The organism is Shewanella sp. 125m-1, from assembly GCF_052977065.1.
This window is the reverse complement of the sequence record NZ_JBRILT010000050.1, coordinates 20,046-34,209: the sequence shown is the minus strand read 5'-3', so window position 1 is coordinate 34,209 and position 14,164 is coordinate 20,046. Positions and strand designations below refer to the sequence as shown.

The following is a 14,164-nucleotide window of genomic DNA, read 5'->3' as shown; positions in this document are numbered from 1 at the left end:
ATTAGCTCAGCTGGGAGAGCACCTCCCTTACAAGGAGGGGGTCACTGGTTCGAGCCCAGTATCGACCACCATTCTTTTCGTAAAGAATTAAAACATTATGAAATCCCAGGTCGATTAGCTCAGCTGGGAGAGCACCTCCCTTACAAGGAGGGGGTCACTGGTTCGAGCCCAGTATCGACCACCATTCTTTCTGTAAAGAATCTCTTCGCAGTACCAAATCATCTCTCAATAAATTGCTAACTATCTTTGTCACTAAAGAACGTTCTCTACTATCCTTTTAGGATAATGTATCGCAGGACAAATCTTATGGCAGACGTCAGTCAATCCGCTTCGCTCGCCAGCATTGCCGCTTATTTAAAGCTCACTTACCAATACGATCAAGACACTGCTTTAGTTGAAGCTAAATCCGTTATGCAAAATCTAGTCAAAATGCGCCAAAAAGGCTTTATCACAGGTTGGTATTTCGATGAAAATGGACAGCTCGAACTTCTTCCTAGTGATTATGTTATGCATCAGATAGCACCCAACAAATAGCTTCTTCTGCAGAGGGTTACTACTATTAGCAATTCTCACCACTTCATGCGCCCATCGCCAAAGAGTCTGATGCTGACGTAGGTTGGATAAGTTTTAGCACCACAATAGCTAATATACCAAGCCCAATGACAGACCCCACTACAACCCCTCTCCAGCCCCAATGCTGCCAAAATGGCAATAAATAAGGCCCACCTATAGCAGCGCCTAAATAGTAGCAACAAAGGTACAATGCCGTTGCTTTAGCCCTATGCAGCTTTGCTCTATAAGCCACCCAGGCATTACAACTACTGTGAATAAGGAAAAAACCAAATGCTGAGATCAAAAAACCAATATATATAGCCGTTAAACTATCGAGTAAGGTCAGCAAAGTACCGAGAAACAACGCCAACACAGAGATAATTAATACCCGCTTAAGTCCAAGCTGCCCAATCCAGTTCGCTGAGCGATATGATGCATAAGTGCCACTGAGATAACAAAGAAAAATCAACGTAACTTCAAAACGCCCTAAGCTAAAAGAACTGTCCATCAGATGGAGTTGGATATAACTAAACTGATTAACCATAACCATAAAAGCAAGTCCACCAATAAGGTAAACCAAGCGTAATTTCCTATCCGCTAAGTGATGACAAAACCCTTTAAAATCAGAGCTTTTTATTGGCCACTTCCCTAACTCTAACTCAGGCTTAACAAAATGACTTCCAGGTAACAGATAGGTCACAGCAAGTGTCCCTATTAGAGAAACTGCGGTTAATAAAGCCATCGCTTGCTGCCAATCGAGGTATTGAGCCATACCTCCTCCGAGCAAACGCCCCACGATACCGCCGACACTATTAGCGGCTATATAGATGGCACCGGCCTTTAGCAAAGCATTACTGCCTAACTCATCTTTAAAATAGGCCATTGCCATGGCGGGTACTGAGGCTAATAAGGCGCCCTGAAACATTCTTAACAAAACGAGTTGGTTAAAGCTATCAATAAAATAGGCGCTAAGGTCTAACAAAACCAATAGGTAAAGACTCACTAAAATGGGCTTTTTGCGGCCAATGCGATCAGACAGTACCGCAAAAAGCAAAAGAGAGAATGCCATAGTAAAACTGGTGACTGATAACAATAACGTAGCATGGCCTTTTGATACCGAAAATGAGTCCGCAATAAGCGGTAGCATTCCTTGTACCAAATATAAGTTGATAAAAATCACCATTGAAGCAACTGATAAGCCTGCAATTAAGCGGTTCTCATCAGCCACGTGTCCATCTTCTACCCTTGTGCTCATTGACGACTAACTCAAAGCAATTAATTAGGCTGTAGCATATCAGCGGCCACCCCATAAGAATAACAACTTAAAAGTGCGATAGTTATTGATTTATGTTATATCAAATTCTACCTTATCAAGTAGATGATAAATTGAAGTAAGCTTTATATGGAGCTTACTTTTACAATGCAAAACTGAATAAAAACCGAATAAAAACTATGGATATTAGACAATTAAAATACCTAGATGCATTAATTAATGCCGGCAGTTTTACTAAAGCTGCCGAACAACTCAATATGGCGCAACCAGCCTTAAGCCAAAGTATCAAACGACTTGAACAAGAGCTGGGAGTGACGCTAATTGATAGAGGAATAAATAAGAGTAGTAGATCGCTGTCGTTAACAGCAGAAGGTGACGCCTTGCATCAACATGCTAAGTTAATCATCAAGAACATGGCGCAAGCAGAGGCACATATAAAGTCCATGGCCAACCTCACTAAAGGTGAAGTCAGATTAGCAGTACCCGGTATGCTAGGTTCATTTTATTTGCCAAGGCGTTTAATGGCATTTCGCCATCAATACTCAGAGCTCAAGCTATCACTATTTGAAGGTGGCACTCGTGATACTCTGAGAATGCTACAAAAGGAAGATGTCGATATTGCAATTATTACAGCCAATGACCTTACCGACGAATTTGACAGCCACTTATTATTGCGAGAACAGATGGTCGTCGCTGTAGGTCAGCAACACCCATTAGCAAATGCTAAATCCATCCCTTTAAAAGCGTTTTTTAAACATGAGCTAGTACTCTTTAAGCAGGGTTACTTTCATCGAGAATGGATGCTAAAACAAGCAGAACGACTAGGTGTTACAGCAAATATTGCCTTTGAAACTAATCTCATTAACTTGATTAAACAAGTTGTTGCACAAGAATATGGTATTACCAGCGTATTAGAGATGGTCATAGAAAAACACGATAAAATTTGCGCAAAACCCTTTGATCCACCCGTTTTCCTTGATCTGCATATTGCCTGGAAAAAACAACGCCCTATCAGCCAAGCTGACAGAGCATTTGTTGAGTTTCTTTTGAAACATCGCTAGAGCGCGTCAACTTGATTCTCTGGTGTTGCATCAATAAAAGCCTGTAGCGTTAAACAGTGAGCATTAACACGCTCAATATTGGGATACAGACTCATATCGACCTTAAAACGCTTTGCATTGTACACCTGAGGCACCAAGCATATGTCTGCTAAGGTTGGGCTATCTCCAAAGCAACAAAGCCCACTGTGTTTTTGGAGCTGTTTCTCTATTGCACCAAAGCCCTGTGCTATCCAGTGCTGATACCATGCAGCTTTTTGCTCATCGCTCATACCTAGCTCACCTGTAAGATATTGCAACACTTTGAGGTTATTAAGCGGATGAATTTCGCAAGCAACACTCAATGCCATCGCACGCACGATTGCCTTATCAAATGGCTTTGTTGGCAAGAGCGCTTTCTGAGGGTACACCTCGTCCAAATACTCAATAATCGCCAATGACTGAGTTAAGACTTGCTCCCCCTCCTCGCCTTTGATCACTAAGCTTGGCACTAGCTCCTGCGCATTAATAGATGCATAGAACTGTTGATGTTGCTCTCCGCCATCTTTAACTAAATGCACTGAATGTTGCTCGGCTTTAAGTAACTTTAGGTTCAAAGCGATACGTACACGATATGCTGCGCTAGAGCGCCAATAACCATAAAGCGTCATCATTGTATTACCCATGTAAAAATCCTTTTGAAAATGAGACCTGGTATTTAGCAAAAAGGCTAACTCCAGAGAATTAGCCTTTAATCAATATACCCACCTTAAACACACTAGGCTTTATATTCGACCACTTGCTGATCAATCGATCCAAAGATACTGTTATTGTCGTCATCAAGCATCTCGATACGTACGCGGTCACCAAAACCCATAAATGGGGTTGACGGCTTACCCTCTGCAATAGTTTCAAGCATCCGTGTTTCAGCTAAGCAGCTTGAACCGGCGCTGCGATCGTAGTTAGAAATGGTACCTGAACCAATAATAGCCCCCGCTCCCAATGGACGCGTTTTAGCAACATGGGACACCAACTGGCTAAAGTTGAATGTCATATCAACCCCAGCATTAGGGCGCCCAAATAACTCATTGTTAAGGTGAGTGATTAACGGAAGATGAACTTTAGCGTCTTGCCACTTATCATTTAGCTCGTCAGGCGTTACAGCTACAGGAGAGAAGCTGCTCGAAGGCTTAGCTTGGAAAAATCCGAAACCTTTGGCAAGTTCACCAGGGATAAGGTTTCGTAACGATACATCGTTGACCAACATGAGTAACTTAATATGTTGAGTGGCATTTTCTATACTGACGCCCATAGGCACGTCGTCTGTGATCACTGCGATTTCGGACTCAAAATCGATACCCCACTCTTCGCTCCCTAACGCAATATCAGCCTTTGGCGCAATAAAGCAATCTGAGCCCCCTTGATAGACGAGAGGGTCGGTCCAGAATGTTTCAGGCATTTCAGCACCGCGGGCTTTACGGACTAATTCAACATGATTTACGTATGCACTACCATCGGCCCATTGGTAGGCTCTTGGTAACGGCGATAAACATTTCGCTTCATCGAAATCTACTGCGTTATCCATCAAGCCATTGTTTAACGCGTCATAAAGCTCTACCAACTGTGGATAAAGCAGGCCCCAAGCATCCATTAATTGCTGCATAGTATGGGCAATAGCAGGCACAGCAACCGCTTTAGTCAGATCTTTGCTGACTAACATCAATTGACCGTCACGGCGACCATTGTTATAACTTGCTAACTTCATGCTTAACTCCTAATTGTTTATGCCTAACTCTCATCTTATTAGTTTTCGATGACAATGACAGTGCTCTATTTGGGCTGATTCGACCTTTAGCCATAGAAATACATTAAGTAAGGGAAGAGTGGAATAGCGTGAGACAAATCACATTTACTGAGTAGAGCGGCAATATTGTAAACTTATGCTTACAACCTCTAAAAAATAGGCTGTAAGCATAATATTGAGTCTAAAGTGGCTTACCTAAGCAGCTACTCGCGGCAAGCTATTTTTACACTGTTTTTTGTTTACCGATCTTATATTCGCGAAGTTTATTAGCAATGGCCGTGTGTGAAACGCCCAGTTTTTTAGCCAACTGACGCGTACTTGGATAAGCTGGATAAAGCCTACGCAATAAGCTTGCTTCAAACTGCTTCATTGCTTGCTCTAAACAGCCCTCGAATTCATGGTCGAAATAACCAAATCCCTCTGCATAAGAAGGGAGTTTTAGCTGCTCGACGGAAAGCTCTGCGTTACCATCCCACATTGAGACTGCCCTAAATATAGCGTTTTTAAGCTGGCGTATGTTCCCCGGCCATGCATAACCTAACAGATGTTCACGGCATTCACCCGATATACGACGGATAGGAATAGATAACTGTTGACTGTAATGCTCTAAAAACATTTCAGTTAATGGAATGATGTCGACCTTACGCTCGCGTAAGGAAGGAACATGAAAGCTCAACACGTGAATACGGTAGTAGAGATCTTCTCTAAATTCACCGTTTTGACATAACTCGGCCAAATTCTTTTGCGTCGAACAAATTATTCTTACGTCACTGCGGATCTCTTCATCACCACCGACGCGTCTAAAGGTACCATCTTGTAGGAATCGCAATAATTTTACTTGAGCAGACTTCGACATTTCGGCAATTTCATCAAGAAAAATCGTACCGCCTTTCGCTTCCTCGATAAAGCCACGCTTTATTACATTACCATTACTAACGAAGCCAAATAACTCTTCTTCAGCAGCACTGTCTGGCATAGCGGCGCAATTAATGGCGATAAAAGGTTGTTCACGACGCATACTCGCATCATGGCAAGCACGAGACATTAACTCTTTGCCGGTCCCCGTTTCACCCGTAATCAATAAGGGCGCATCAAGTTGCGCCATACGGCGAGCCTGTACCAGTACTTCTTTCATTTTATCACTGGTGGCAAGTACGTTTTCAAAACCACTAGATTGATTTTGCAGTGCATTAAACTGTTTACCCAGTCGTGCAGGAGATTTTAGTGAGACCACTGCACCAGCAAGGATCGGCGTATCGCTACCGCTATCTGGCAGATAAATGGGTAGCATTTCGGCCAAATACTCATTTTCGCCAATATTAACGCGAGTGGCCTGAGCTAATACTGTCGACTCACTCAACCAGCGGCTAAAATTAAATCCATGCACCCAATGATTTATTGACTCATCAATAACCTCATGTTCGGCCATGCCGACCGTATGTAAAGCGGACTCGTTAACAATACGGATCCGTCCTTTTACATCGAGTGAAAAAACGGAATCGGGTAATGTCTTTAGGAGGGTCTTTAACGCATAGTGTTCTTGTTCTGACGGCATAAAAGATACCGTTCTAACATCATGTACGCCTTCGACTTTTCGAATAAGCGGAAGCAACTCACTCAAGGTATCAAAGCTTACCTCAGCGAATTGCAAATAAAGAAACCCTTGATTGCTTGCGTCTATGGCAAACAAATTGATCCCGTAGTCTTCCATAATCAATAAGATATCTTTGGCCAGACCTACACGATCTAAACAGCTAACTTCCAAGCGCATACTATTGCAATTCCCTTTTTTATATACTCGTTATTGGGATAAAACAATCGACAAATAAAGTTTGCCTAGTTAGAACTAAACTTAAAAGCAAAACTCAACATCGGTAATCGCTCTATACGTTAGAAGTTTATTTGGCTTGTGGCAAGGCTTGTTTACAGCGGATTTGTAACACAAAGAAAATAAAAGCGTGTCAGTCAAGCCAACACGCTGGCGCAAAGCAGTGAGTTCGTCTATTAACGAGTCAGTAAAACATAAGACAATGCTGTCAATAATATCTGTAAAAGCATAAACCTATCGCTTACTGGTAAAGAACGTCTGTTTTTGCAGCCATAATAAAGTCATTTTTATGAAGGCCTTTTATTGAATGAGACCACCAAGTGACTGTCACTTTACCCCACTCAGTTAATATTCCAGGGTGATGAAAATCAGCTTCAGCGAGATCAGCCAGTTTATTAGTAAATTCCATCGCTAATTTAAAATTTTTAAATTTATAGACGCGTTCTAACTGCATAACGCTGTCACGCACTTCAACGCCCCAATCAGGGATCATCTTAATTAATTGCGCTAACTCTTCATCGGAGACCTTAGGTGCATCAGCTTGGCAAGCTTCACATTTCATTTGAGCTAATTCAGTCATCTTTTTTTCCTTCAATGATTCTTCTAAATTCAATTATTCTTTTAAATTCAATAGTTGTTGCTAACATGAGTGTCGTACACAGTTAACGACACGCTGTAAATTCAGCTCACTTTTACTGGGTATGTCGGTTTAAATAAGCCCAACTGTTGTGCTTTTTTTACCGCTGCCATAATGTCCATTTCAGTTATGGCATCCAGATCAGAGATACTTTCAATCGCATAATAAATAGGCTGCATAATATCAATCCTGTAGGGCGTACGCAGCACATCCACTAAATCAAATACTCTGATCTCCGGCTCACAGCCCATTACAAACATGGTTTCGCCTGGCGAGCTTATAATGCCTCCGCCATAAATACTCAGCTCATTATTTTTCGATCGCAACACACCAAACTCAACAGTAAACCAATACAGTCGCGCTAAAAATACACGTTCCTCTTTGCTTGCTGCCAAACCTAGCTGACCGTACAGATGCGAAAAATGAGCAAATGATGGATTGGTTAACAATGGACAATGGCCAAATACCTCATGAAAGACATCAGGCTCTTGCAAATAGTCAAACTCCTCTCGGCTTCTGATAAAAGTCGCCACCGGGAATGACTTGTTGGCAAGCAGTTCAAAAAACTGACCAAAAGAAATTAATGCAGGAACCGCAGCAGTTTTCCAACCTGTAGCTTGTTGCAATACACTATCAATCTCAGGTAGTTGTGGGATCCTATCTGTCGGCAAGCCTAACTTTTCTAGACCATCTAGATATTCTTGGCAAGCCCGGCCTGGAAGGTTAACTCGCTGCCTTGCGTACAGCTCAGCCCAAATATCATGATCGGTTTGCGGGTAATCAATAAAGCCATTAGCGTCAGGCATGTGTGCTACGTAATTTGATTGTTTGCTCATATTCCTAACTCGTCATCCTAAGTCATCGCCCCAATTATTCAGTCTCAGTCTTCCGCCTAAGCATTCTGTCTAACTCATCAATCAGTCAGAAAATAAGTCTGTGAATAAGTCGTTACTTCATACTTAACTAAAGTTGATGTTTTGTTAACCTGATCACAGTTTATTTATCGGCGAAAAGAGGTCGCTTTGTGTAATGAACTTGTTACAGCAAAAACAAACCAACCCCCTCTTACTGAATCATTAGCACACTTAGCCGTACAGTCAGCGTTACAGCCACAAATCATTCTTAAAAATTAAAGCTAGAAACACTGCCAACACCTGCAAGCTTTGTCTCTATTCACATGTTTAAATGCCCGAAATAGTGAAAAATAACCAGCAAGACAACAGAGTAACTAAATTTTACGCCCTGCTTTCAATAATTCTTACCCAAGGGTTACTCATTTCAGTATAGAATGTAAGTTTGTGTGCCGATTCCCAATTAGGAACAGATAGGATTAGAATGAAACAACATAAAATTCGTAAAGCAGTCATCCCTGTAGCAGGCCTTGGAACACGTATGCTTCCAGCCACCAAAGCTATCCCGAAAGAGATGCTGCCAGTTATGGACAAGCCACTGATCCAATATGTTGTCAGCGAGGCCATAGCCGCTGGAATTAAAGAAATCGTCCTAGTTACCCACGCCAGTAAAAACTCGGTTGAAAATCACTTCGATACTAGCTTTGAGTTAGAAACCCAACTCGAACGTCGCGTAAAACGTCAATTACTTGCCGAAGTGCAAGCAATCTGCCCTGCTGACGTTACGATTATCAGTGTGCGTCAGTCCCAAGCTAAAGGCTTAGGTCATGCAATTTTATGCGCTAAAAGTATCATCGGTGACTCTCCATTTGCCGTACTTTTACCCGACGTTATCATTGATGAAGTGAGTAGCAACTTAAGCCAAGATAACCTAGCTGATATGGTTGCCATATATGATGAGACTGAAGTCGGTCAGATCATGGTTGAAGGCGTGCCTCACGAACTGGTTAACCAATATGGTATTGCCGATATCAATGGTGCCGAGCTACAACCTGGACAGTCACTTCCGTTGACTCAGCTAGTAGAAAAGCCAAATGTTGATGATGCACCGTCTAATCTAGCGGTTGTAGGCCGTTATGTTTTACCTCCTGAAATATGGTCTTACCTAGCTAAGACGCCAGCAGGTGCAGGCGATGAGATCCAACTTACCGATGCGATTGCCATGCTCATGGAAAATCAAACCGTTAATGCCTATTACATGCAAGGTAAAAGTCACGACTGTGGTAATAAATTAGGTTATATGCAGGCTAATGTAGAGCATGCTTTGCGCCATAAGGAAATAGGCCCTGAGTTTGCAGAATATTTAAAAGCGATTGTTAAAACGCTTTAATTAAATCACTTTAGTAAAGCGTTAAAACACTTTAGCAAAACGCTTTAATTAAGATCTTAATAACGCTGTCAGCGTTGTTTTTCTTTCTTAAAGCGAACAGCCTAAATTAAAGGATTATAAAAATGACGATTCTAGTTACCGGCGGCGCTGGTTATATCGGCACACATACGGTTGTTGAGCTACTCAACAATGGGAATGATGTCGTTATCTTAGATAATCTTAGTAACTCAAGTGTTACAGCACTAAAAAGAGTCGAGCAAATCACAGGAAAATCGGTCACATTTTATCAAGGTGATGTGCTGAATAGAGCCTTCCTGCAAAAACTGTTTACTGACCATACGATTAAATCAGTTATTCATTTCGCAGGTTTAAAAGCCGTGGGGGAATCAGTAGCTCAACCACTGCGCTACTACGAAAATAATGTCACCGGCACCATAGTATTATGTGAAGTAATGGCTGAGTTTAATGTTAAAAACTTAGTGTTTAGCTCTTCAGCCACCGTTTATGGGGATCCTGCTAGCCTGCCGATAACCGAAGACTTTGCTACAGGGGCAACGAATCCCTATGGCCAGTCCAAATTAATGGTGGAACATATACTTGCAGATCTTTACCACTCAGATAACAGTTGGAATATCGCTCGATTACGATACTTTAACCCTGTTGGCGCACATGAGAGTGGGTTAATTGGTGAAGATCCTAATGACATCCCCAACAATCTGATGCCGTTTATTAGCCAGGTTGCTGTTGGAAAACGTGAACAACTAAGTGTATTTGGCAGTGATTATGATACCGTTGATGGTACGGGTGTAAGAGATTATATTCACGTCGTAGATTTAGCCATTGGTCACTTAAGAGCCTTAGATAAACTGCATACTCAGTCAGGACTTGTTACCTATAACTTAGGAACAGGACAAGGTTACAGCGTACTTGAAATGGTTAAATCCTTCGAAAAAGCAAGTGGCACACACATTAAGTACCAACTTGTGGCGCGCAGACCTGGAGATATTGCAGCATGTTATGCAAATCCAGAAAAAGCGCAAAAAGAACTTAACTGGCACGCGACCCATAGTATCGATGATATGGCACAAAGCAGCTGGCATTGGCAGTCAAGTAACCCCAATGGTTATCAGAACGAAGGCTAAGGTCTTAGGTCCTAGATCTTAGGTCCTAGATCTTAGGTCTTAGGTTCTAGGTTCTAGTATCTAGCGCAGCGCTCTCGCAGTGAGCTTGCAAATGCCCTCCCTAAGTACCTTCTAAAATGAGTAATAAGATGAGTAATAAGATGAGCACGATTAATCAAAGCAGAAGAAGGCTTTTCAATCGTAAAAAGATGAATGCGATTCGCCCTCCTTGGGTCAAGCAGTCAATCGAATTTACCGATGAATGTACCCGCTGCGATAAGTGTATCTCCGCGTGTGAAACTCAAATTATTATCAAAGGTGATGGCGGTTTTCCTGAAATCGACTTTAAAATCGATGAGTGTACGTTTTGTAAAAAATGTGCTGATGCTTGCTTAGAGCCTATTTTTGAAGCTACAGACACAACACCTTGGCAAATGACGGCCGTAATTCAAGATAGCTGTATGGCCTATCAAGGGATCTGGTGCCAAAGCTGTAAAGACGCCTGCGACCCACGTGCGATTAGCTTTACCTTAGCAATAGGAAAAGCACCTGTGCCAAAGATAGATCTAGATGCGTGTAACGGATGCGGTGCTTGTGTGGCCCCCTGCCCATCAACAGCAATCATAGTTAAAAAGTTATAACGCGAACACATACGCTTATGAATAAAGCTAATCCTAAACAAAGTCATAAAGCTAAATAAAACGACTAATTCAAATAACCAAGTCAAATAACTAAGTCAAATAACTAAGTCAAATAACTAACTCAATAAGCCTCCGTGACTACGAAGCGCTACGTTTACCAAGAACGCGCAAAATACCAATCACTATACAAACAGCGCACAAGGCACCGGCTTTAATGACCGATTGCTTAATCTGCATTAACTGAGGGGTTACTCGCTCCACTATAGCCCTCTTCCCCGCTTGCCTTCAGCGCTTTGAATTCCCATTGAATGAACAGATACATAATCCAATTGGTATTACCAATCAGTATCAGAGAGTGAGCGACGCTCAGTATTTGGGTGAACTACTTCAAAGCGAATGGTCAATGAAATAGTTGCCTCTCTGTGAAGCCATTTATTGCTGAAGTAGGAAGCCAAAAATATGACATATAAGCGCCAAATTTAAGTGGTTTTTTTCACTTAAATTTCAAGGTAACATCTACGCAACTAAAACGGACAGTGGCGTCATTATGTTTAGAAAAAAAAGAAGCGGCGGGTTAACATTTATTGCTCAAGGTACCACTTTTACGGGTGAAACAGAGTTTGCGGCGGAAGCCCTCATTGCAGGCGAGCTCTTTGGTAAGGTCAACTCCAGCAACAATATTACTATCGAAAGCGGAGGGTTAATCGATGGTAAGCTTCACTGCACCGAACTAAGAGTCTCAGGTACTTTCCGAGGTAAACTCACATGCGACAAACTCAATATCAGCAGCACTGGTCTGGTTGATGGTGAAGTGAACTGTCAATCTATGGAGATTTTTGAAGGCGGTCAGTTTATCGGCATGCGCGTAAAAGACGATATCGCCTTTTTGCCATCGAATATAGAGACTAAACAAAGCATCAGTAAATCTTCAAAGCAAGAACACATTGAAGATGCTGAGCTAAGCGTTAACTAATGTATTCGTGAACTATGCTGCTGTTAACAAGGGGGGAGTTAACGAGGATATAGCGTTAACTAGGCTTAGTTAACGCTATCATAGGCATTAGCCGTTTCATTTATGACTTGTAAAGATTTGAGCTTTGTGCGGCTTCTCTTTTGTACCACTTAGCTTTTACCACATCAGCCCTTTGTCACACTCAAAAAAGCTTGATGTCATAGCTTAGAGCAGATCCTGCTCTAAGCTTTTCTGTTTATACTCTCTAAGCAATAACAAAAACTCATTTGCAGGCCTATCTACCGTATCTGTTGAGATAAACAGGTGATAACCTAGATGTGCATCTAAAAGACGACAACGATGACCAAACATCGCCAACACGCCCTTAAAACGATCATTCTCTTCAACAAAAGGCGTAAACTCTTCTACCATTTGATTTTCTAATGTAGATAAGTCTTCATCTTGAGCAGATGCCGTCATCAGTAGAGGCCTTTGCTCGGTTAACAAACCCGCCGCTAACCTCAAGGAGATACATTCTAAAATGGGGCCCACCCGTTTTAGTTTAATTCCGATATAGGGTAGCGTCAGCGTATCAAGTCCCTGTAAGACACGAGGTTGATCTAAGCGCTGAATATTATCCCAAGTAATCACAACTTGACCGCGCCGATGAAAATATTTTATTCCTTGCGCAGTAAGCTCTACCGTCACCTCGGGCTCAACCAATTTAGATATTCCTAAAACTGCGGCTATAGCGCCAAATGCAAAAAACACCATACCCGGTGCAAACAGATGGTTACCAGATAAGAAAAGGCCTAAGCTGATCATAACGCTTAATAAACCGAAAAACGTGAGTGTTAGGCCATTTCGCTTATTGATGGGTCTAATCAGTAAAGCTTCATTTATCAACTTCTACATACTCTTATCATTAGGATACTTAACTCGATCCTAGCAGGTTATAAAATCAGGCGCGAGGCCGTTTATAAACAAGGTTCTAGGTTCTAAGTTCTAGGACCTTCTCAAAGACTTGACGGCATAAATGCCGACCTACTATGGTTAAGGTCCTTTTCCATAAATGAGCCAGCGAACGTTCAGTAAATCGTAAGGCCGCAGGCCATTCTACTTTTCCGTCTTTGCTTTCCCTAGGACCTGCTTTTCCAAGCACCTAGGACCTTCTCAAAGACTTGACGGCATAAATGCCAACCTACAATGGTTAAGGTGTTTTTCCGTAAATGAGCCAGCGAACGTTCCGTAAATCGCAAGGCTACAGGCCATTCCGTCTCCGCTCTAATCGTCTCAGCTTGTACCTAGAACCTGCTTTTCCTCGATCCTACGCCCTTCTTTTGCATGTTTAAGCTTGAACCACAGTAATCCCATATACTCATGAATCGCACGCTGGGAATTTAACAGGCTCTGTGCATCAAAACGCCACCAGTAAGTCTCTCTTTGAGCAAAATCTGTCGGTGCAGCACTAACATTCAGCTTTGCATTGGTAAAAATTGCCATAGCTCTTGGCATATGGCTTGCCGAAGTCACTAAACGAAACGGTGCCTCCGCGACTTCCCATTTCATAAATTGCGCTTCTTCGATGGTATCTTGCGCTAAAGGAAACTTAATAATGGACTCAGGAGCAACCCCTAATTCAACTGCAGCATCAAACATTATCTCGGCATGTGAGCGTGAAGATAGTCCTCCACTCCAGCCACTGACCACCAGTTTACACTCTCGCCCCAATGATAACTGGCGCACCCCCTCCGTTAATCTCGCAAGGGCTGTATTTGAAAGCTGCTGTACTGCGGTTAAGTTCGGGTTTTCATCATGGCCACTGCCTAAAACCATCACTAAGCAACCTTTGCCAATAGGTTGGTTATTTACCAGATATTGATCTTCTAGCGGCGCGATTAACCAATTACTTCCCCAGCTACTACTTAACACTATCAGCAAAATAGCTGCGATCATCAGTAAGTTTTTTGATGACCGACGGTTACGCATCACTAAATAAGCCAGTGCTATAAGCAACAGCACCATAGGTATTGGCATAAACAGCTGAGAGATAATCTTTTTTAACCAAAACATTGTAA

General features: G+C 42.2%; 14 protein-coding genes and 1 tRNA gene. 7 read left to right on the top strand and 8 right to left on the bottom strand.

The window, feature by feature from the left end; all coding sequences use genetic code 11:
* Window positions 1-108: 108 nt before the first annotated feature.
* Both ACVBIK_RS17670 and ACVBIK_RS17665 read left to right on the top strand, forming a co-directional pair.
* A tRNA-Val gene (locus tag ACVBIK_RS17670) sits at window positions 109-184 on the top strand.
* Window positions 185-306: 122 nt separating this feature from the next.
* On the top strand, window positions 307-534 hold the full coding sequence (locus ACVBIK_RS17665) for a hypothetical protein (protein WP_447162665.1): 228 nt from the start codon (window positions 307-309) through the stop codon (window positions 532-534).
* A gap of 43 nt (window positions 535-577) precedes the next feature.
* On the opposite strand, the gene ACVBIK_RS17660 is transcribed toward ACVBIK_RS17665, so the two are convergent.
* The gene (locus tag ACVBIK_RS17660; protein ID WP_447170199.1) at window positions 578-1,807 is read right to left on the bottom strand and encodes an MFS transporter; all 1,230 of its coding nucleotides are present in this window, start codon (window positions 1,805-1,807) and stop codon (window positions 578-580) included.
* 197 nt (window positions 1,808-2,004) lie between these two features.
* On the opposite strand from ACVBIK_RS17660, the gene ACVBIK_RS17655 reads away from it, so the two are divergent.
* Window positions 2,005-2,886, top strand: coding sequence for a LysR family transcriptional regulator (locus ACVBIK_RS17655; RefSeq protein ID WP_447162667.1), 882 nt, complete (start codon window positions 2,005-2,007; stop codon window positions 2,884-2,886).
* On the opposite strand, the gene maiA is transcribed toward ACVBIK_RS17655, so the two are convergent.
* From maiA to phhA, 5 genes are all read right to left on the bottom strand, one after another.
* A complete protein-coding gene (maiA, locus tag ACVBIK_RS17650; protein ID WP_447162677.1) occupies window positions 2,883-3,533 on the bottom strand; it encodes a maleylacetoacetate isomerase in 651 nt (216 codons plus the stop codon). The two genes, ACVBIK_RS17655 and maiA, sit on opposite strands and share 4 nt — an antisense overlap.
* A 107-nt stretch (window positions 3,534-3,640) precedes the next feature.
* A complete protein-coding gene (locus ACVBIK_RS17645; RefSeq protein ID WP_447164349.1) occupies window positions 3,641-4,627 on the bottom strand; it encodes a fumarylacetoacetate hydrolase family protein in 987 nt (328 codons plus the stop codon).
* A 262-nt stretch (window positions 4,628-4,889) separates the two neighbouring features.
* The gene (tyrR, locus tag ACVBIK_RS17640; protein WP_447162669.1) at window positions 4,890-6,437 is read right to left on the bottom strand and encodes a transcriptional regulator TyrR; all 1,548 of its coding nucleotides are present in this window, start codon (window positions 6,435-6,437) and stop codon (window positions 4,890-4,892) included.
* Between the two features lie 298 nt (window positions 6,438-6,735).
* A complete protein-coding gene (locus ACVBIK_RS17635; protein WP_447162670.1) occupies window positions 6,736-7,074 on the bottom strand; it encodes a 4a-hydroxytetrahydrobiopterin dehydratase in 339 nt (112 codons plus the stop codon).
* A 101-nt stretch (window positions 7,075-7,175) separates the two neighbouring features.
* A complete protein-coding gene (gene phhA, locus ACVBIK_RS17630; protein ID WP_447162671.1) occupies window positions 7,176-7,967 on the bottom strand; it encodes a phenylalanine 4-monooxygenase in 792 nt (263 codons plus the stop codon).
* A 499-nt stretch (window positions 7,968-8,466) separates the two neighbouring features.
* On the opposite strand from phhA, the gene galU reads away from it, so the two are divergent.
* From galU to ACVBIK_RS17610, 4 genes are all read left to right on the top strand, one after another.
* Window positions 8,467-9,372, top strand: coding sequence for a UTP--glucose-1-phosphate uridylyltransferase GalU (gene galU, locus ACVBIK_RS17625; protein ID WP_447162672.1), 906 nt, complete (start codon window positions 8,467-8,469; stop codon window positions 9,370-9,372).
* Window positions 9,373-9,494: 122 nt separating this feature from the next.
* Window positions 9,495-10,514: a UDP-glucose 4-epimerase GalE gene (galE, locus tag ACVBIK_RS17620; protein ID WP_447170198.1), complete on the top strand. Its 1,020-nt coding sequence runs from the start codon at window positions 9,495-9,497 to the stop codon at window positions 10,512-10,514.
* Window positions 10,515-10,654: 140 nt separating this feature from the next.
* A complete protein-coding gene (gene napF, locus ACVBIK_RS17615; RefSeq protein ID WP_447164347.1) occupies window positions 10,655-11,134 on the top strand; it encodes a ferredoxin-type protein NapF in 480 nt (159 codons plus the stop codon).
* Window positions 11,135-11,681: 547 nt separating this feature from the next.
* Window positions 11,682-12,107 carry a bactofilin family protein gene (locus tag ACVBIK_RS17610; protein ID WP_447162675.1) on the top strand — a complete coding sequence of 142 codons (426 nt, stop codon included), beginning with the start codon at window positions 11,682-11,684 and terminating at the stop codon, window positions 12,105-12,107.
* A 204-nt stretch (window positions 12,108-12,311) separates the two neighbouring features.
* Here ACVBIK_RS17610 and ACVBIK_RS17605 read toward each other — a convergent pair whose 3' ends face one another.
* Together ACVBIK_RS17605 and ACVBIK_RS17600 are read right to left on the bottom strand one after the other, a co-directional pair.
* Window positions 12,312-12,992, bottom strand: coding sequence for a DUF2982 domain-containing protein (locus tag ACVBIK_RS17605; RefSeq protein WP_447164346.1), 681 nt, complete (start codon window positions 12,990-12,992; stop codon window positions 12,312-12,314).
* A gap of 387 nt (window positions 12,993-13,379) precedes the next feature.
* Window positions 13,380-14,159, bottom strand: coding sequence for a YdcF family protein (locus ACVBIK_RS17600; RefSeq protein ID WP_447162580.1), 780 nt, complete (start codon window positions 14,157-14,159; stop codon window positions 13,380-13,382).
* Between the last annotated feature and the right edge of the window lie 5 nt (window positions 14,160-14,164).